The 18,752-nt window shown below is 66.8% G+C and carries 15 protein-coding genes; 10 read left to right on the forward strand and 5 right to left on the reverse strand.

Annotation, left to right across the window (positions count from 1 at the left end):
- Positions 1-48 precede the first annotated feature (48 nt).
- The 7 genes from AB0M39_RS16970 (at position 49) to AB0M39_RS17000 (ending at position 7,590) form a co-directional block, all read left to right on the forward strand.
- On the forward strand, positions 49-552 hold the full coding sequence (locus tag AB0M39_RS16970) for a hypothetical protein (RefSeq protein WP_365364907.1): 504 nt from the start codon (positions 49-51) through the stop codon (positions 550-552).
- A gap of 33 nt (positions 553-585) precedes the next feature.
- The gene (locus tag AB0M39_RS16975; RefSeq protein WP_365364909.1) at positions 586-2,127 is read left to right on the forward strand and encodes a hypothetical protein; all 1,542 of its coding nucleotides are present in this window, start codon (positions 586-588) and stop codon (positions 2,125-2,127) included.
- Positions 2,128-2,153: 26 nt separating this feature from the next.
- Positions 2,154-3,533: a type VII secretion-associated serine protease mycosin gene (gene mycP / locus AB0M39_RS16980; protein WP_365364911.1), complete on the forward strand. Its 1,380-nt coding sequence runs from the start codon at positions 2,154-2,156 to the stop codon at positions 3,531-3,533.
- A 76-nt stretch (positions 3,534-3,609) separates the two neighbouring features.
- Positions 3,610-4,032 carry a hypothetical protein gene (locus AB0M39_RS16985; protein WP_365364913.1) on the forward strand — a complete coding sequence of 141 codons (423 nt, stop codon included), beginning with the start codon at positions 3,610-3,612 and terminating at the stop codon, positions 4,030-4,032.
- A 9-nt stretch (positions 4,033-4,041) separates the two neighbouring features.
- Positions 4,042-6,303 (forward strand): DUF6571 family protein, encoded by a 2,262-nt coding sequence (locus tag AB0M39_RS16990; protein WP_365364915.1) that lies wholly within the window; start codon positions 4,042-4,044, stop codon positions 6,301-6,303.
- A gap of 13 nt (positions 6,304-6,316) precedes the next feature.
- Positions 6,317-6,961, forward strand: a complete 645-nt coding sequence (locus tag AB0M39_RS16995) for a hypothetical protein (RefSeq protein ID WP_365364917.1) — start codon at positions 6,317-6,319, stop codon at positions 6,959-6,961.
- 194 nt (positions 6,962-7,155) lie between these two features.
- Positions 7,156-7,590, forward strand: a complete 435-nt coding sequence (locus AB0M39_RS17000) for a hypothetical protein (RefSeq protein ID WP_365364919.1) — start codon at positions 7,156-7,158, stop codon at positions 7,588-7,590.
- Positions 7,591-7,651: 61 nt separating this feature from the next.
- Here AB0M39_RS17000 and AB0M39_RS17005 read toward each other — a convergent pair whose 3' ends face one another.
- From AB0M39_RS17005 to AB0M39_RS17025, 5 genes are all read right to left on the reverse strand, one after another.
- On the reverse strand, positions 7,652-8,473 hold the full coding sequence (locus AB0M39_RS17005; protein ID WP_365364921.1) for a helix-turn-helix domain-containing protein: 822 nt from the start codon (positions 8,471-8,473) through the stop codon (positions 7,652-7,654).
- Positions 8,474-8,804: 331 nt separating this feature from the next.
- Complete coding sequence (locus tag AB0M39_RS17010; RefSeq protein ID WP_365364923.1) at positions 8,805-8,990, reverse strand: hypothetical protein; 186 nt, start codon at positions 8,988-8,990, stop codon at positions 8,805-8,807.
- Positions 8,991-8,993: 3 nt separating this feature from the next.
- Positions 8,994-9,899: a serine/threonine protein kinase gene (locus tag AB0M39_RS17015; RefSeq protein ID WP_365364925.1), complete on the reverse strand. Its 906-nt coding sequence runs from the start codon at positions 9,897-9,899 to the stop codon at positions 8,994-8,996.
- Positions 9,900-10,126: 227 nt separating this feature from the next.
- Positions 10,127-12,259 (reverse strand): serine/threonine-protein kinase, encoded by a 2,133-nt coding sequence (locus AB0M39_RS17020; RefSeq protein ID WP_365364927.1) that lies wholly within the window; start codon positions 12,257-12,259, stop codon positions 10,127-10,129.
- 139 nt (positions 12,260-12,398) lie between these two features.
- Entirely contained in the window at positions 12,399-14,639 is a 2,241-nt protein-coding gene (locus tag AB0M39_RS17025) for a protein kinase (RefSeq protein WP_365364929.1), read from the reverse strand.
- Positions 14,640-14,912: 273 nt separating this feature from the next.
- On the opposite strand from AB0M39_RS17025, the gene AB0M39_RS17030 reads away from it, so the two are divergent.
- The 3 genes from AB0M39_RS17030 to AB0M39_RS17040 are packed head-to-tail and all read left to right on the forward strand — an operon-like array spanning position 14,913 to position 18,720.
- On the forward strand, positions 14,913-15,323 hold the full coding sequence (locus tag AB0M39_RS17030) for a hypothetical protein (RefSeq protein WP_365364931.1): 411 nt from the start codon (positions 14,913-14,915) through the stop codon (positions 15,321-15,323).
- A 34-nt stretch (positions 15,324-15,357) separates the two neighbouring features.
- The gene (locus AB0M39_RS17035; protein ID WP_365364933.1) at positions 15,358-17,670 is read left to right on the forward strand and encodes a hypothetical protein; all 2,313 of its coding nucleotides are present in this window, start codon (positions 15,358-15,360) and stop codon (positions 17,668-17,670) included.
- A 3-nt stretch (positions 17,671-17,673) separates the two neighbouring features.
- Positions 17,674-18,720 carry a hypothetical protein gene (locus tag AB0M39_RS17040; protein ID WP_365364935.1) on the forward strand — a complete coding sequence of 349 codons (1,047 nt, stop codon included), beginning with the start codon at positions 17,674-17,676 and terminating at the stop codon, positions 18,718-18,720.
- Positions 18,721-18,752 lie beyond the last annotated feature (32 nt).

An 18,752-nucleotide genomic window follows, 5' to 3' on the forward strand; every position in this document is an offset into this window, starting at 1 on the left:
TGCTCGGTACAGTGTTCCCTGTAGACGTATGTAAACGGGGAGGCGTTCGTGGCGGAGGACAACGGGGTAGCAGCGGCAGCTAGCTTGGGGGCGCTCGGGATGCTGCCCTTTGTGGGCGGTGCCGTGGCCGCGGCGAAGATGGTCACCGAGATGGAGTCGATGTCGACCTTCAAGAAGGAGATCGACAAGATTCTCTTGGAACTTGAAGGCTCCGAGGCCGCGCCTGACAAGGTCTCCGCCGACCGACTGGAACCGGGACACCTCGGCAAGCCTGAGTTCAGAGAGAGCGCCTTCCTGTACGGCACGTACATGGTGGTCCACGACGAACTCGAGAAGCTCTCCAAGATCCTGGCGCAGCAGATCGACGGGCTGAGCATCGCCGTGCAGGCTTCTCAGGTGGGCTACGAGAACATCGACGACGACATCCGGCGGCGCATGCTTCGGTTCGCGGACGAGATGGACCAGTACGGGCAGCAGGCGCAGCAGAGCGTCGACAAGCACGCGGGCGGCAGCGGCGGTTCGCAGTCCGGTGCCGGCTCGATCAACACGTGATGAACGCGGGGAACGCAGGAATGGGGGCTTGGCATGGCTGAGGATGCGACGAGCGGACGCAAGGCACCGCCGCTCCAGGAGACGGACTTCTTCTCCAAGACGCACGACGAACTGCTGGACATGCTTGAGGGCACGAAGGCGGAGTCGGCAGCGGAGCTTGCCAAGAAGTTGTCCAAAGCGGCTTCGATGATCACGCGGGTGGGCGACGGACTCAAGACGCACATGACGCGCGTCGTATGGGAAGGCGAAGGCGCCAAGGCATTTCGGGACTGGGGCCATGACGCTGCGATGGCCACGCTGGAGTTGGGCAGGTACAGCGAGCAGGCGTCCTCGTTTCTCGAGGAGGTCGCCGTTGCGATCGCAGGGGCGAACAGCGCGATCCCCAAGAAGGACGGGAAGCTCGAGACCCAGGAAAGTGAAGCTCGAGCGGTTCTGAAGGCTGCAAGCAATGATCGCGGCGCGGGCGACATGTCCGATACCCATAAGCAGTTGGAAGCGGCTCTCCAGCAGAAGGAGGAGCGGCGCAATGCGGCGGCTCATGAGCTGAGGCGGCTTGCGGGGACGTACAGGAACTCCGGCGAAAAGATAATGGCTCTGCATCCTCCGGAGTTCCCGCCTCCGCCGGGCCAGTTCGTTCCGCCGCCCATGGCAGAGCGGGTCTCTAACACTCAGTACGTGGGGCAAACCGGTACGAGGGGCAGGACTAGCCAGTCCGTCGCTACTGCCGATGCCTATGTGTCCCCGCCCTCTAGCCGTGAGGACACCGCGAAGCCCACTGAGCTCGTCCCGGGGGACTCGCGCCGCACCGTTCAGCCGGCGCTGGACCGGCCTGTGGACATGGAGATCGACAGTGTGGACACGCTGCCTGATCCGCGTACCACTGCGCCTCCGAGTGCGCCGCCCAACCTGCCGCCCGTAGGCAGGCCTGAGGGGCCGGTCATGCCTACGCCTGGGCCGATTCCGCCCACGTTTGGCGGTAAGCAAGGCCTGCCCAATACCAATCCGCCGGTTGGAAGGATCCCGGGGCCTGGCCTGCGAGGGCCCATCGGACCCGGCCCCGGACCCGCGCCGATCGGCCCCGGCGGTTCGCGGATGCCGCGTGAGGGCATCTCAGGCGGCAAGTCCGTTCCGCCGACTAGTCGTCCTACGGTTGGGCTTCCCCGTACCCCGGTAATCGGTGAGGGGCAAACGGCCCGAACCGGACCCGTGGGCCGAGGCATGCCGGGTCTGCCGGGTACCGGTCCGGTGGGCCCAGGGCAGACCGGTATCACGGGCGGTCGTCGTCTTGCGTCCGAGACCGGCGGCGTTGTCGGCGGTCGGGCTCAGCCGGGCGGTCAGAACATCGCTCGTCCTTTCACTCCTGGCGGCTCGGGCCTGGTTCGTGGAACCAGTCAGGGTGCGAGCGGGCCGGGGCAGACGGGACAGGCGGGCCGAGTCGGAGCGATGCCGCACGGGGCGGGCGGCGCCAACCCTCGCCGCGATGAGCGCGATGGCCAGCGTCCGGACTACCTGTCGGAGGACGAGGAGACGTGGCAGCAAGGTCAGCGCCGCGTTGTTCCCCCGGTCATCGACTGAGTCTGAGCCGAAACCAGAAGGAAGAGATGCGATCCACCAGCAGCAAGCGACTTGTCCGACCCACTGCCCTTGCGTCGGCCGCGTTGGGATTGCTGCTGGTGGGCATCGCAGCGACTCCCGCGCATGCAGAGGGTGCGCGGGATCAGCAGTGGCACCTGGACACGATGAAGGCTGACGAGATGTGGAAGGTCAGCACGGGGAAGGGCGTCACGGTTGCGGTAATCGACAGTGGCGTGGACAAGAGCCTTCCCGATCTCCGAGGGCAAGTGCTCGGTGGTGGCCTCGACCTGTCCAGTAAGCCCGGTGACGAATACTCTGACTACGACGGGCATGGAACTGGCATTGCCGCGATAATCGCAGGCACGGGAACCGGGGCGGGCAGCAAGGGCGCGATCGGGCTGGCTCCGGATGCCAAGATTCTTCCCATCCGGATGCCAGATGCGAAAGAAGGCACCAAGCTGGCCTGGAATCCGGAGCTATTCAACAAGTCTCTCAGCAAGGCGATTCGTCACGCTGCGGATTCCGGCGCGAAGGTAGTCAACATCTCGCTGGCGGTATCAGAGACGACGGACGAGGTCGCGGAATCGGTGAAGTACGCCCTTGACAAGGGTTCTTTGATCTTCGCTGGTGCAGGTAACAGCGGTGACAAGTCGAACCCGGTGCTGTACCCGGCTGCAGTCCCTGGTGTCGTCGGCATGGCGGCCTTCGACAGGAATTCCAATGCGACGAAGGAGTCGGAGAGAGGGCCGCAAGTGGATCTCGTCGCACCTGGTGACGAGATCATCCATGCCTGCCCCGGAGGTACACAGCTCTGTAGGAGCCACGGCACCAGCGATGCCACTGCCCTAGCCTCCGCTTCCGCTGCACTGATTTGGTCCAAACATCCTGAGTGGACCAACAACCAGGTCCTGCGGGTCTTGGTCAACACGGCTGGCAGGGCAAAAAACGGTGCAGAGCGTACTGACCTCGTCGGCTACGGCGCAGTCCGTCCCCGCATCGCCCTGAAGACTCCCGGCGACCCCGGCCCGGCGGATGAGTACCCGCTCCCTGACCTTGCGGCTGCTGCGCCCAAGTCGCCTTCTCCGGAGGCTTCCAAGCCCACCGGCAGCGCGGAGTCCGACAAGGATCAACCTGCTGCCGCCGCCCCGGCGCCCGCGGCTAAGGACGACGACAGCAACACCGGCCTCTGGATCGCCCTCGGCGTCGGCGCTGCCGCCCTCGTCGGGGCCGCGATCGCCGTCCCGCTCATCCGCTCCCGCCGCCGCAACGCGTCAGCGCCGCCGGCGCCGGCCTTCCCGCCCAACGCTTACCAGCAGCAGCCGCAGTACCCGGCCTACGGCCCGCCGCCCACCGGCCCGAACCAGAACCCGCCTTACCCCGCTCCGCCTGGACCTGGGCAGCCTTGAAATTCGTTCTCAGCTCGATCCTGCGCCACCACCAGCTTTCAGTCCGGTAGTTACCGACGCTCAGCATGGGGGAGCAATGTCGTTCGACGCAGAATGGGCCAGTGCACGATCCAATGTGACCAGCACGCGACTCAACCAGGTGCCGGCCGAGGGAGGGGGCGGCGGCAGTGGTGGGACCGCGGACTACAAGGTGACGTCCCAAGAGCTCAAGTCCGTTGGCAATGAGGCCCAGGATCTCTACCACGGGTTCGAAGGCACCGCCTTTCACGCTGGGGCTGAGACCGACACCGCCTCAACGAGCCTCACAACGGACGGTTTCGAGACGGGATCAGCGTTGTGGGCAGCCTGGGATAAATGGCGCACCCAGTCCGAAACGCTCTTGAGTGCATGCGCGCACATTCACAATCACCTCGAAGATACCTCCCTGAGTCACGCTGATCACGAAGAAGTGCTTGTCACCAACTTCTCCATGTCCAAGATTTCTGAGCACTTCAGCTGAGGGGCCGTAATGCCGACATTTGATCAAGTTCTCAATGTCAACCTCGGCGGTCTCAAAGAAGCGGTCGCGGACTGGACTGACGTTATCGCCAAACTGCAGAAGCTTGAAAAGAGCGCAATCGAAGGTCTTCGCGCTAAAGCAGAGGAAGCAGATTGGCGTGGCGAGAACGCGGGCGTCACCCTTCCTTTCGTGAGGAAGACCGCGAAAGAATTTGGCGATGCGCTCGCGGAGGCGACTGGTTTCCGGAATATTCTGCGCGACGCGCACAGCATATTCAGTGCCGCTAAGAAGGAGCTCGAAGCGGTAATTGAAGAGGCTCCGTGGGGTGTGACTATCTCTCCCAAAGGCGCTGTCGGACACGTCCACCCCGACAGTGTTAGCGAGGAGTACAAGGACAAGATTCCTGACGCAGCAGTCATCAAGAGGTATCAAGACAGGATTGATGATGCAGTCAAGAAGGCTACGGATGCTGATGAAGTTGCGGCGAGGGCTCTGCTTACAATTGCAGGTAAGGATGGAAACAATTTCACTGGCGTGAAGTATGACGACCTGGCCGCAGCTTCGAAGGCGCAGGACATGGCCGACGGGAAGGATGCGGCAGACATTGTCAAGAAAGGGGCGGATGCTACCGCAACGGAACTCGCGCGCCTCAACGATCTATGCAAGGCCAATGTGGGAGACAAGCTCTTCGCGACTACTATGGCCACCGAAGCCAGCGCCAAGGGAAGTTTGGCTTTCTGGGCGGGCGTAATAAACACAAACCAAGGGAATCTCGACAAGAGGAAGGAAGCCACTCTTAAGGATTTGCAGAAAAACTTTGGCCTGACCCTTGCTGAGGCTACGCATTCGACCAGCTCTGAAATGCAGAAATGGAAAGAGGAGGTCATCAAGCAAGGGAGCCGGCAGATTAATACTAATCCTACGGCGGAAACTAGCGGTCCGTACGGTTTCCAGGTGATGAGCAGCTTGATGAGGGAAGGGGAATTTGATTCGAAGTTCCTCAATCAATATGGTGCCGCCCTGATAGATTTCGAAAAGAATACCAATGCTCCGGAACTGTGGTCCAACGGCGGCCTGCTTCACGACAAACTGAACTTTGACGGCGGAAAGAACGACGACGGCAAGGATCCGATGACCGGATTCCTTGAAGCGCTTGGGCACAATCCGAAGGCTTCGACAGAGTTCTTCCAGTCTGACGAGCGCTTTAACTACCTGGTAGGCATCGAGGGTGAGGACGGCCCTGAGCCTCGCATCTGGCCTCTCGACAGCGCGAGTCACGTTCCGGATCCTGATCAAAAGAAAGCTCTTCCAGGCTTTGATTCCCTTGGGCATGCCCTTGAATCGGCTACGACTGGCCACGCGTATGAGGCCGGCCCCTCTGTAGGAACTTCGGTGCATTCTCGAGAGCAGGCCGAGCTCATGCAGAAAATCGTCTCGGGCATGTCTGAGAAGCCCGAGTTGGTTCGGGCTGGCATGGGCGACAGTCTTGGGCGTATCTCGGCAGAGTATATGCCTGATATTCACCGAGCTTTGGACCCCGATAGGGCTAATGGTGAAACTTTGTTTCCCAATAACGGTACAGGTGCAAGTCTTTCGGAGCGAGATGTCACCCGGTTCCTGCATACGGTTGGCCAGGATCCCGGCGGGTATGCCGCTGTAAACCTCGGACAGCATCATTACACAGCCAGCATCATCGACTTTCACGCTCAGCATCCGGATTTGTACGTCAACACGCTCTCGCAGGACCGAAGCGATGCGATGAAGAGCATGGTCGAGAGTATCTCCCGAGACGCTGGTGAGATTGAGGGAATCATCGGCGCGGGCAGGGACTATGCGCTGGAGGAGAAAATCGTTGATGGCGACGGAGAGTTCAACAAGGCTCTGGGGCAGTCCGGTACGTGGGCTGGCAGTCTGGTCGGAATTGGCGTGGGTATTGGCGCCAGCCCTTTCCTTGGCCCGGGTGGAATCGTAGCCGGAGGTCTCCTCGGTACTGCGACCGGAGAAATCATCAACGGAATTGTCGAGGCTGGCGAGAAGAAAGAGGAGCTCGGTGAGCAAGTCTTTCGCAATGGTGCGAGCTGGGAAAGTCTGAAGGAGGATACTGGCTACACTACTAGGCAAGCCATCGACACAACGGTGCTGCGTGGTAGTCCCGATGCTGGGCTCTACAAGACGTCGGCCGCTGCGTCAGTCGAGACAGGGTTTGGCGACGCTCAGTCGGGCATCGACAAGTACTTCTCTGGCGCAGCGTCGAGAATGCCGGAGGACTAGGTGGCGTACACGCATGCGTAATGTGAGGAGATTCCTTACTCCCCAGGTAGCGGTCGCAACTGGTTTGGCCCTTGTTGTCGGCGGCTTCAGCGGTTACATGATCGCAGAGACGATCGGCGACGCCGATTCGAGTCGGTCGGCTCGCCCGTGTTCTGATGTGGTCTCAAATTCGCATGTCAGGGAGGCCATGGGGAGGGTTGTTCGCTCTGGTGAGAGTGTGACTTCGAATTTCTCCGAGAAAAGCTCCTCAGGGAAATATGTTGCCAGATGTACGGTGGCCGTCGATGGTCGTGTCTCGCTCATCGTTGCCGCGAACCTCGAAGACAGCGGGGATGTAGAGCAATGGCTGGACACGCTGGCGCAGAACAAGGATATCGGTGATGAGGAGGATCGCCGACGGTTCGACGTGGGTGAGGAAGGAATCTCTGCGGAAAGTTCAGCCGCTATCTATCTCAAATGCACATCAGCGGACCCAAAGGTGAAGAAGAACTTCAATTTGAGTATCCTGGTGACATCCCTCAGCGGTGGGTCTTCGGCCTCCGAGCGGCGTGTCGATCTGGCGGACATCGCCACCTCTATGGCTAATCATGCCCAGAAGTCCGCTCAGTGCTCTGATCCCGTGAAGATTCCCGACCGGGCTCCGCCGCTCTCGTCGTGACGGCGGAATGCCGTGGGTGACGCAGTAACACTGGTAGCCGCCAATGTTGCCGATCGGTCAGGGAAGGTAATGCCGGAGGCTCGACGATGAGATACCGACCGTCAGTGTTGAGTGCCCTGGTTGTCGTGATGGTGGCTGGGTGTGGCTTCGCGGGGAGCAAGAAAGACAGTGGGGAGAAGTCTCCGGAGCTAAACATGCAGGAAGCCGCGCAGCGAGCCGACGATATCCTTGATCGGACCTTTGGGGCGATCAAGCCTTCGGTGCAGTGGATGCATTTTGAGACCACATCCGATAAATGTACAGTGACTCGCCGTCGTTCGGTGCTGACGGTCATCACCCCTGAGCGGAACGGAGATTTCCTGGGGTTGGTTGATCGGCACTGGAAGGGGCAGGGCTTCGAGTTTGTGGCCGCAAGTCGAGATAGCCTGTCTGCTTTCTATGAGACATCGGACGGGTTCTCCCTCCATGTGATCATTGGCGGGCGGAATCAGGCTCATTTTGAGATCACCACGCCATGCGTCAAGGAATCGAAGGTGTCGCCCTCGACGAGTAAGCCGAGCGGCCCTGAGTACACCGGCCAGGAAATACCGCCTCCCAGCGAGCGCTCGGAATTCTGGTCCGGCAGCTGAGGCGCCCCGCGCCTAGCGGCACGGCCGCAGTACCCAGCCCGCAAAGGCCCGGCTGGCTCGGCTAGGAGGCCGCGTCCGTATCCACGGCGTCTGGTGGGCTGGCGAGTCGGGTGCATCCTCTGCACAGGCCCGGCTCCGGGGCGCGGTAGGCGTGGTCGCAGCGGTCGCAGTTCTGCATTGGGTCAGGGCGGGGCGGTTCCGGGGTGGCGGGGAGTGGTGGGGGCAGCAGCGTTCTGAGGCGGTGGGAGAGCAGTGCCGCCGGGTGGTGGATCGGGCCCGTCGGGAGTGCGGCCGTCAGGGTACGGCGTACTGCCTCCGGCGGGATGTCGAGCGACAGCCAGGCGTCGACCGCTGAGGCGAGGCGATGGGTGTCCCGGGTGGCGAGGATCAAGCGGGGGTCGTCGCGGCGGAGGGACGCCAGGAGGTCGAAGGCGGCTGGGGTCGCCGGGGCCGGCAGGGGGAGTACGGGTGCGGGTTGCGTGGGGTGAGGGCGCTTCCGTGGTGGTGGTGGAGGTGAACTCGGGTTCGTTGCATGGGGGTTGTTGTACGAGACCGTGCGGGTGACGACGCGGCCGGATGGCAGTCGTTCGCGGGTGCGGGTCAGGTAGCCGTGGGTCTCCAGCTCCCTTAGCGCGGCGGCGATGCGGACTTCGCCCTCGGGGAAGCGTTCGGCCAGTGCCTTGATGGAGACCCTCGCGCCCTCGGGCAGCGACTGGATGTGCGCGGCGAGGCCGATGGCCGTCAGGGAGAGCTCGCGGTGCTGGGTGAGGTGGTTTCCGACCACGGTGAAGCGGTCCGGGTGGCGGCGGTTGATGTGCCGGACGCCGGAGGAGGGAACTGCGGACGGCGCACGCGAGGGCGCGTTAAGCTGCTGATCAGCCATGGGGAAGGTTGCTTCTTCCTGATTGGTCAGGCCCTCGCTCGGGATGCCAGTCCCGCCGGGGGCCGTCCATTTTTCTCGGTTGTCGAGCCCGAGCCTGCACCGCGAAGCGGCATATGCGCCAGCCGAGTTGGGATGGATCACCCGTGTGAGTGATGGTCGCGGCGACGGGGGCTGGGGGTGGGTGGGAAGGGTTCTCTCCCCGGGTTCTTGAATCCTTTGATGTCGCGTCGTCCCAGGCAGCGGTTCACCGGGTCGTGGAAACCTCGACCCGGTGAGACGGCCCGCAGGGTGGCTGCTCAGACCACCGGCAGTGGTGTCAGAGTCTTCCCGGTCAGCAGGAGCGGGTGCGGAAGGCAGGGTCGGTGGCGATGCGGGCGTGCATCGTCTTCAGGGCGACGGTGCGGCCGCCGGCTGAGCGGGCGAGGTAGACGGTGCCCATGCCGCCGCTGCCCAGCCGGGCGAGCAGGCGGTACGCGCCGATCTGGACCGGATCGTCATGCGCCAGAGGAGCGAGCACCGCTCAGGTTCCGGGAGACAGGGGGACGCGGAGTTCCGCGGCCAGGACTTCCGCCGACTGGCGGGCCACCGCCGCCACGACCCTGCCCGGCAGCCAGCCAGGGGTCAGCAGCGATCCGGACGAGTCCAGCACCGTCGCCGTCGGGGCTTGCGACGGCGAGGGAATCGCGTGCAGGACCTCGGCCGCTGTGGGGCGGTTCGCCGGGTCGCGGCTCAGGCAGGAGGAGATCAAGGAGCGCAGGGAAGCGGGGAGTTCGGAGCGCTCCGGGACCGTGTGGCCCGTGGAGGCGTATGCGAGGACCGCGCCCAGGCCGTACACGTCGCCCGGCGGGCGGGGTCGGCCGCCCGACGCCTGCTCGGGGGCCAGGCTCCCGGGCTCCAAGCCGGGGAGGCCGGTGCGCTGTTCGCCGTCCGGGGCCGCCGCGCGTACCGCGCCGAAGGACGTCAGGCGCGGGCCGTCTCCCGCCAGGAGCACGGACGCGGGGGCGACGCCCGCGTGCGTGATGCCCGTGGCGTGCGCGCCCGCGAGAGTCTCGGCCAGAGCCGCGCCCAGGCCGCGCACCGTGCGCTCGGGCAGCGGTCCGCCGTGGACGGCCAGCGCCACGGGGAGCGGGAGCGCGGGGAGGTACGGGGAGACGTACCACGGCGCCCCGGACGGCGGCGAGACCTCGGTGACGGGGAGCGCGTAGGGGCTCAGCAGCCGGCGCGCCGCGTCCGCCTCCACCAGGAAGCGGCCGGCGTCGACGCCGTCGAGCGGCGCGGAGATCAGAACCGTACGCTCGCCGTCCGTGCTGCGCGCGACGAACCGGCGCTCGGGTACGGGCGGGAAGCCGGGGCCCGTCGGGTCGAGGCGTGTGATCAGGTAGTACGGGCCGATATGCCGTGGCGCGTCCGGGCCTGAACGTTCCATGTGCGAATCCCCCCTCGACAAGACAACAGCATCAGAGCCTACTCAAGCGGCCGAGGGCGGTCGGCGGACGGTCGCCGGGAGAGCGCCCGGCCCAAGCGGACCCGGACCACCGGGCCTCGGGACCCCTGGACCCCTGGACCGCCGGACCCCGGACCGCCGGACCCCGGCCCAAGCGGACCCAGACCCCTGCCCCAGGGCCCCGGACCCGCCGCCCCCCCCGTACCGACTCAGATCACCGCCAGCGCCGTAATCGACGCCTCCGTCGTCAAGAAGACGCGGTTGCCGTCGGCGGCGAAACCCCGTGGAGGCTTGATCTCGTCGGGGTTGTAGATCGACACCGACCTTCCTCCGCCGATCTCGACGCCCACGACGGACGGCAGGTCGTCGAGGAACCAGGCGAGGCTGCCCTGCTTGATGACGGAGCTCCTGAAGTCGCCGAGCGCCGGCTGTTTCCAGAGCACCTTTCCATCGGACTTCTGGACGCGCTGCGGGTGCCTTCCGCGCATGGCGTACACCCAGTCCTCGTCCACCCTCGGCGTCGACCAGCCTTCGAGGGTGCCCTCGTAGTCGCGGTGAGGCTTGGTCTTCCAGATCTCCTTGCCGTTGGAGAGGCGACGCGCGGTCAGGTTCGTGCCGCCGAGGTAGACCGTGTCGCCGTCCACGGCAGGCGTAATAGCGGACGTCGCCCCCGTGGCGAACTCCCACACCTTGCTGCCGTCCTTCGCTTTCACCGCCGCGACCTTCCCGTTCGCGCCGGTGATCAGCAGCAGGCCCTTCGCCGACAACGCTCGGGGCCGGTCCTCGGTGAGGGCCTCGACGGGGCTGTCGGCCGTCCAGCGGATCTTGGCGTCGGAGCGGCCGATGCTGCGCAGGCGGCCGTCCTTCGTGGCGACGTACACGGCTTCGTCGTCCGCTGCCAGGACGGAGGCCGCCTCGGCGGGGGCCGTCCACTTGCGCTCGCCGGTGGAGGCGACGAAGGTGACCAGCTTGCCTCCCGGGCCCACGGCGGCGATGAGCTGGTCGGTCACGGAGACGTAGCCCCCTGAGAGCACCACCTCGGGCGCCGCCCAGCGCTGCTTTCCGTCGACGACGCTGTGAGCTGCGATTCCGCCGTTGCGGGCGCCGAACACGATGACGTCGCGTACGACCTTGGGCGGCGGGGTCTCCGCGGAGTTCACGGCCAGCGGGCCCCACAGCGGCTTGAGCTTCCCGGACGCGTCGAACGCACCGACCTTCGCCTTCGGGGTCGGCACCGCCTTCGGGATGTCGAAGGGACCGGGCGCGGCCGCCTTGTCGTCCGCCTTGCTCGAGCCGTCTGAGCCGTCGCGCGTCAGCCACCACGCGCCCGCGCCGCCGCCCGCCGCCAGCACGGTCCCGCCCGCGGCGAGGGTGGTCAGAAGGCGGCGGCGGGAGACGGAGACTCCCGAAGCGGTGGTCGTGCCCGGGTTCGTGCTGGCGTTCGCGCTCGCGCCGGTCTGCGTGGTGAGCTCGCGTACGCCCGTCTCGCGCGCCTTGATGTCGTCGGCCAGCGGGCCGCGCCGCCAGACGCGTTCCGCGCCTTTCGGGGGAGCGAAGGCCGCTCCGATCTGGGTGGGCGTGGGGCGGTGGGCGGCGTCTTTGGCGAGGCAGGGGGCGATGAGCGTCTGGAGGGCGGGGGGTACGTGTGTCAGGTCGGGTTGGCCGTGGACGACTTCGTACTGGACGCCTGCGATGTGGTCGGCGTTGTAGGCGCGGTGGCCGCTGGCGGCGTAGGCGAGGACGGCGCCGAGGGAGAAGACGTCGGCGGGTGGTCCGACGCGTTGGCCGAGGATCTGTTCGGGGGCGCCGTAGCCGGGGGTGACGGGGATCTGGCCGGTGGTGGTGAGGGTGAGGCCGTGTTCGGGGCGGGCGATGCCGAAGTCGATGATGCGGGGCCCGGCTGAGGTGAGGACGATGTTCGACGGCTTGAGGTCGCGGTGGACGAGACCTGCGGCGTGGATGTCGTGGAGGGTTTGGGCGAGAGCGTTGGCCAGGGCTCGTACGGTGGGGTCGTCCATCGGCCCGTACGTGTCGACAGCCTGGTCGAGGGTGGGGCCGGCGAGGAACTCGGCGGCGATCCAGGGCCGTCCGCCTTCGGTCTGGGCGCCGTAGACCTGGGCTACGCCTTTGCTGGTGACGGCTTGTGCCATCTGTGCCTCGCGGACGAAGCGCTGGGCGAGGTGCTGGTCGTGGGCGAGTTCGGGGCGGAGCACCTTGACCGCGGCGGTGCGTCCGGTGTTGTCCTGGCCGAAGTAGACCTTGCCCATGCCGCCTTCGCCGAGGACGCCGTGCAGGCGGTACGGGCCGAGACGGAGCGGGTCACCGGTGCCGAGCGGAATCATGAGGGCGACAGACTTTCTGTGGACGGGCTGGACGGGCTGGACGGGCTGGATGGACTGGGCTTGCTGCGCGGAGTGGGCGAACTAGGCGGACTGGGCTTGCTGGGCGGACTGTGTCCGGTGCGGAGGCGAAGCGCGGGCCTCACCCCAGCGGGAAGGCGCTGAGGAACTCGCCGCCCCTGGCGATCAGGACCTGAGCACGTTCATGGGCGAGGAAGCGAGTGCCGCTCGTCTTGTACTCGAAGGTCGACTTGCGGGTTTCGAGGGAGAACCCACGCAGGGTGAACTCGCCCTTGGTGTAGAGGTACTGCGTGCCGACGACCGGCCGATCGGTGATGTCCTCCGCCACGCCGGTCCCGTGGCCGTCCAGCCACGCGATGTCGCCGCTCGCCACATCGAGGCCGATGACGCTGACCCGCTCGTCCACCGCGTACACGACACCGTTCGCGAGAGTCGGCGGTCCGTAGACCTCCGAGCCGTTCGCCTGGCGACGCCAGGCCTCGCTGCCGTCGCTGAGCCGCAGAGCGCGCAGGGAGCCCAGCCCGAGGAAGACGTGCTTGTCGTCCGTCGTGAGCAGCCCGCGCGTCGCGTCGGGCTCGGCGTCGGTCGGCTTGTCCCACAGGGCCTTGCCCGACTGCGTGTCGCGTACGACGACGCTGGCCTTGCCCTTGTCGTCCTCCTGGAGCAGAACGAGCTTGTCGCCGACGACCCGGCCGGCGAGATAGTGCAGCCGCAACGATCCCTCGGGGCGGGCCGGGAGGGGCTGTCTCCACAGCTCCTTGCCGGTGCTCGTGTCCACAGCCGCCAGGAACCATTTCTGACCGCTCTGGATGCCGTCCTTGTCGTCCGCGCCCTGGCCGGCGGCCAGATAGACGACGCCGACGGAGGCGCAGACCAACTGGTTCTCCAGGATGGCCCCGTTGAAGTCCTTCAGCGCCGCTGAGCGCTGCTTCAGCTTGCCGGTGGCGAGGTCGACGGTCTCGACGTGGAGCGGGCTCTCGTTCGCGTCGGAGTCCTCCGGCCGGCCGACGCGGTAGATCTGCTCGCCGTCGGTGGCGACGTGCCAGCTGCGCTCGCCTGCGTCGGTCGTCCACAGCGCCTTTCCGGTCTTGGGGTCGACCGCGGCCAGTCCGCTGCCCACGACCAGGGCGAGCAGATCGCCGACCGGGAACGGTATGGACTCCGCCGCGCGTCCGAGGCCCTCGGGCGGGCTGGTGACCTTGACCTGCCAGAGGTAGTCCTCGCCCGGGCTCTTCGAGACGGGAGCGGAGATGTCGGGGGCCTTCGAGCCGCCTCCACCCGCGTTCCGCAGGCCGAACCACCACCAGGCGCCTGCTCCCGCGGCGCCCACGCCCAGGACGGAGCCGCCGCCGATGGCGAGGAGCTTCCGGCGGGAGAGGACGGAGGGCTCCGGTGCGCCCGCGCCCGCGTCCCCGCCCGCGCCCGTGTCTCCGCCCGCGGTGTGCGTCTCCTCGCCGGGCGGGGCCGGGAGGCGGTACGGCTGGTGCTTCCAGACGTCTGCTGCCCGGCGGGAGATGTCGCCGAGGAGCCCGTCGGGGAGGTGGTCGGCGAACTGGCCTTGGCCGTCGTGGAGGTGGGCGGCGAGTTCTGTGGTGGTGGGGCGTTGGGTGGGGTCTTTGGAGAGGCAGCGGGTCAGGAGAGGGAGGAGGGTCTCGGGTACGTCGGTGAGGTCGGGGTCGGCGTAGCGGACGCGGTAGAGGAGGTCGGCTGGTTGTCCGGTGCCGAAGGGGCCGTGTCCGGTGGCGGCGAAGACGAGTACGCCGGCGAGGGCGAAGACGTCTCCTGCGGGGGTGTGTTCTTGGCCGGTGGCTTGTTCGGGGGACATGAAGGCGGGGGTGCCGGCGGCTGCTCCGGTGCTGGTGAGGCGGTCGTCTCCGGCGGCGCGGGCGATGCCGAAGTCGATGATCTTCGGGCCGTAGGCGGTGACCATCACGTTCGACGGCTTGAGGTCGCGGTGGACGACGTCGGAGGAGTGCAGCTGTGCGAGTGCTCCGGCGAGGGCTGCGCCGAGGGCGCGGATTGTGGTCTCGGGGAGGGGGCCGCTGAGGGCGACGGCGTCGTCGAGGGGCGGGCCGAGGACGTAGTCGGTGGCCAGCCATGGTGTGTCGGCGAGGGGGTCGGCGTCGACGACGGTGGCGCCGTGGTGGCCGCCGATGATGCGGGCGGCGTCGGTCTCGAGGCGGAAGCGGGTGCGGAAGGCAGGGTCGGTGGCGATGCGGGCGTGCATCGTCTTCAGGGCGACCGTGCGGCCGCCGCCGGAGCGGGCGAGGTAGACGGTGCCCATGCCGCCGCTGCCCAGCCGGGCGAGCAGACGGTACGCGCCGATCTGGACCGGATCGTCATGCGTCAGAGGAGAGAGCACCGGTCAGATCCCAGACCGTCGGCGCTGCGCCCGGGCACACCGCGGCCGGGCTATGTGTCGTTCCCCCATGAATGAACTCCCTCGTGTCCCAGTAGCACCAGGAGCTTACTCAGCAGCCCCAGGGGCGGCGCACTCCCGTAGCGCTGACCGAGGCCGACGGAGGCCGTTAGGAATTTGCAAGTGTTCCGTCTTGCATATGCGTTCTTGACGGATCCCGTTCGTACCGTGACCGCGGCCAGAAGGATCAAGGTCGTGGAACGGGGAGTGGAGCGTATGTCGTTCGATCAGGACTGGGCCGCATTAAGAGCGGACTCCGCGACGCGGATCAACAGTGCCGGACCCGCCGCCGCTACGGCCGTGAAGCCTGATCTGAACACGGGCTCCGTCGGGATGGGCGTCGCGGCCATGGCCTTGGAGACGACCCTTCTGCCGGGCACGAAGAGGGCCGGCGGGGCCGCTGACGACGCGACGAGCGGGACGGTGCGCGAGTTCACGGGGTGGGCGACCGGAAGCGGGCTCAAGGACGCCCACGAAGAGTGGGAAGCGCAGGTCAAGGCCCTGGAGGGTCGGCTCGCGAACGACAAGAGCGCGTTGCAGGGGTCCGCCAGGGACTTCGGCAACTACAACCATGAGCTGACCGCCACGTGGGCGACGCTGATACCGCAGCGCCCGGGCGAACAGTAGGCGGCGGGGGATCATGCTGACATACCAGGACGTCATGACCGTCAGGGTGGACGCGCTGGGCACGGCGTCCGCCGCATGGGACGGCATGGCCAAGGGCTTCGACCAGCTCGAAGACCTCTACGCCTCCACCGTGCAGAGCGCCGCCTTCGAGGACGGCTGGTCCGGTCTGAGCGCTGCCGCCGCGGCGGCGCAGTTCGCCGCGACGCGGTCGCAGTTCGCAGGTGCGCAGGTGGAGGCGCGGGCGATCGCCTCGTTGCTCAGGGACGCTCACGCCCAGTTCGTGACGCTGGTCGGCGATGTGAAGAGGCTGGTCGCCGCCGCGAAGCAGGACCATATGACGGTGGACCTCGACGGGAAGGCGACGTTCAACGTCAGCGTGCTGGACAGCGGCAGGAAGGACACCGGCTACGAGAAGGCCGTCAACGACGGGAAGGCCGCGGAGGCCGAGTGGACGCGCCAGATCAAGAACGCCGTCCAGGCCGTCGACGACGCCGACCAAGGCGTCCAGCTGGCGCTGCGCGAGGCCGCGGGCGTCAAGAGCTTCTTCGAGCGGGCCCTGTACCCGTTCGACACACACGACTTCAACGACCGGGCCGTCGGAGACATCGAGGTGTACGAGGCTCGGGAGGCGAAGTACTACGCGGACCGCATGCTCGACGGGGACAAGCTGACCGCCGCGGAGCGAGCCGAGTGGGTGCGGCTCAACAGGGACAACGCGGACGACAAGGGGTACAGCCAGACGTTCCTCAACTCCCTCGGGCCTGACGGCACGCTGAAGCTGAGCAACAGGCTCAACGACCTGGCGTACAGCGACGACGTCCAGAACAAGAAGGACTATCTGGCGCTGGAGCGGGGGCTCGCCAACACCGTGGCCGGGGGCACCCGCGTACCGGAGTTCAAGGACGCGAACGGCAAGAAGCTGGCTTTCGGGTCACAGGGGTACCAGGCGGCGTACGCGCAGTGGTCGAAGAGCCCGGACGCGCAGTTCTACAACAGGTGGCGCGAGGGAATACAGAACGTCGGCCTCGACAAGTACGAGATGGACGTCGCCGGCGACAAGGTCAACACCATCGCCAAGGGCCACGACCAGGAAGTACGCGGATATCAGAGCCTGTTGACGCTCATGCAGCACGGCGAGGGGTATTCGCCGCAGGTCATGGCCGACCTCACCGACGACATGATCGCGGCGGAGAAGAAGGACAAGGACGTCTGGGATCTGCACGGGGAGTTCAGCGGCAAGAACGACGGCTGGTTCGCCAACGATCCCGTCGACGGCGCCCTGAAGATCATGGGCCGCGATCCCGAGACGGCCACCGGCTACCTCGACCCGGGCGCGGGCGGCAAGGACGCCGAGAACCGGGGGAACGACCGGCTGCACTATCTGCTGGACGAGCGGGACTGGGACCTGACCAACACCACGAACTGGCGCGGAAACGTCGAGACGACGGGCAACGACGCCGAGGATTCGGACAGCCGGTCGGGACTGGGCGAGGCCATCGCCGCCGCCTCGACGGGGACGGCGACGGGCGACACGCACACACAGAGCGACGGAATGCACACCCCGGAGCAGGCCCGCGTCATGCAGGACTCCATGGCGATCCTCGACCAGGGCGCGAATGGAGACAGCATCCACAAGAACCTTCAGGACTCGATGGCCCGGGCCTTGACGGACTACGCGCCCGACTCGCACAGCATTCTCACCGAGGACCCGAACTTCGCGTACAACGAGGGCGGCGACGTGCGCTCCGACAAGGACGGCGGGCACATCAACGTGGCGAAGGACACCCTCACCAGGATGCTCCGCGGCGTCTCGGACTCGCCGGAGAACTTCGCCATGCTCTACGAAGCCGAACGGGCGCAGGCGGCACAGGGTCTGGGCGCGGCCGACGCGAGCCCGGGACTCGGCACGGAGAACTGGGACAACCCCGCTCGCCGTGCAGGCATCGGCATGGGTGCCTTCAACGCCATCGGCACCGATGTCATTCTCGACGACCGGGACGCCAGAAAGGGCTGGATCGACGACGTGGCCAAGTACACCTACCACGGAGGCGGCGCGCCTCTCTCGCTCATTCCCGGAGTCGGCGACGCGGCACAGCGGATGCTGGACGCCGCGACGTACGAATGGTCGAAGGACGTGAAGGCCGAGGCGGACCAGTTCGCCAAGGAGAAGGCGTCCAAGGACCTCGGCGCGAAGAGCCAGGGAGCCCACGATCTGATCAACCAGTGGGCCACGGAACGGCAGATGAACTACAGGACCGACCCCGTCATCACCAACATGAGGGATGAGTCGTCCCAGTCCTACATCGTCTCCCGTACGTCGGCGCTCGCGGCGCTGGGCAGGGACTGAGGCATGGGCGGCATGCGACTCCGGCGGCGCGGGGCGATCGTCTCCGCGGCGGTGCTGGCAGGGCTCCTGGTCGTGGGCGGCTCAGTCGCCTACGGCACCGGCGCCTACGACGACTGGCAGGACGCCCGCTCCTTCTCCTCCGCGTGCGACGGGATCGTGGACCACACGCTGGCGAAGGACCTGCTGGGCGCGGAGCGGCTGCGGGGCAAGGGGGCGGACGGCATGGACTGCTCGGCCTTCGAGCCCGGCGACGGCAAGGGGTCCATGAGCATCCGTGTGCAGCGGGGCGGGCAGGGCGGGGACTCCGCGCGCTTGCTCTGGCGGCTGGCGCGGGCGAACTCCCATCAGGGCGGCGAGGTCATGGCTCCGGTGGGCGGAGGCTGGCCCGCCGTGATCAGCATCCGCGGGCCTCTCGCGTACGCGGGAGGGTATCTGCCGTGCGGCGACGGCGAGGGCGACGACCTGATCGTGAGGGTCGTCGCCCACCCGGGCCCGTCCGCGCCGTCTCTGGACGACCGAGCCCAGCGGGCGCGGCTGGCGCGCGTCGCGACCGGGGCCCTGGCGAAGGCGGCGGGGAAGGAGGGATGCGAGGCGCCGGACGCGAAGGACGTCGGCCAGGTCCCCGACGACTCGTTCAAGAGCCTCACGCCGGAGGCGAAGACGACCGGCACCTGCCGGGGGACGGGATCGGGCGGGTATGAGTCCGCGGCGGACGGCGCGGCGCCGATCGAGGACTGCCTGCTGGCCGACGCGCAGGGGAGGAAGCTGTTCAGGCTGGCCGCCTACTACGGGCCGTACGTGAAGAGCGCTCGTCGTGACACCATCCGGGGGAAGACCTTCCGCGGAGCCTCCGGCGGGTCGCAGGGCGTGTACTGGACGACGGCCGCCTGCAAGTCCGGCCCTGCCCTCTACGCGATCGAAACGCTCTACGACGGCGACCGGTTCGCCGCCGCGGCGCCTGAGCTGGAACTGCCGGCACTGAAGGCGTTCGCGGCGCAGTCCGCGCAGCGGCATGGGTGCGGGGCCGTGGCTCCCGTCGGGGCGAGATAGGGGCCCGCGGTCGGTTCGAGGTCGCGACGAAG

Origin of the sequence: Streptomyces sp. NPDC051907 (assembly GCF_040681075.1) — a bacterium.
Lineage (GTDB): Bacteria > Actinomycetota > Actinomycetes > Streptomycetales > Streptomycetaceae > Streptomyces.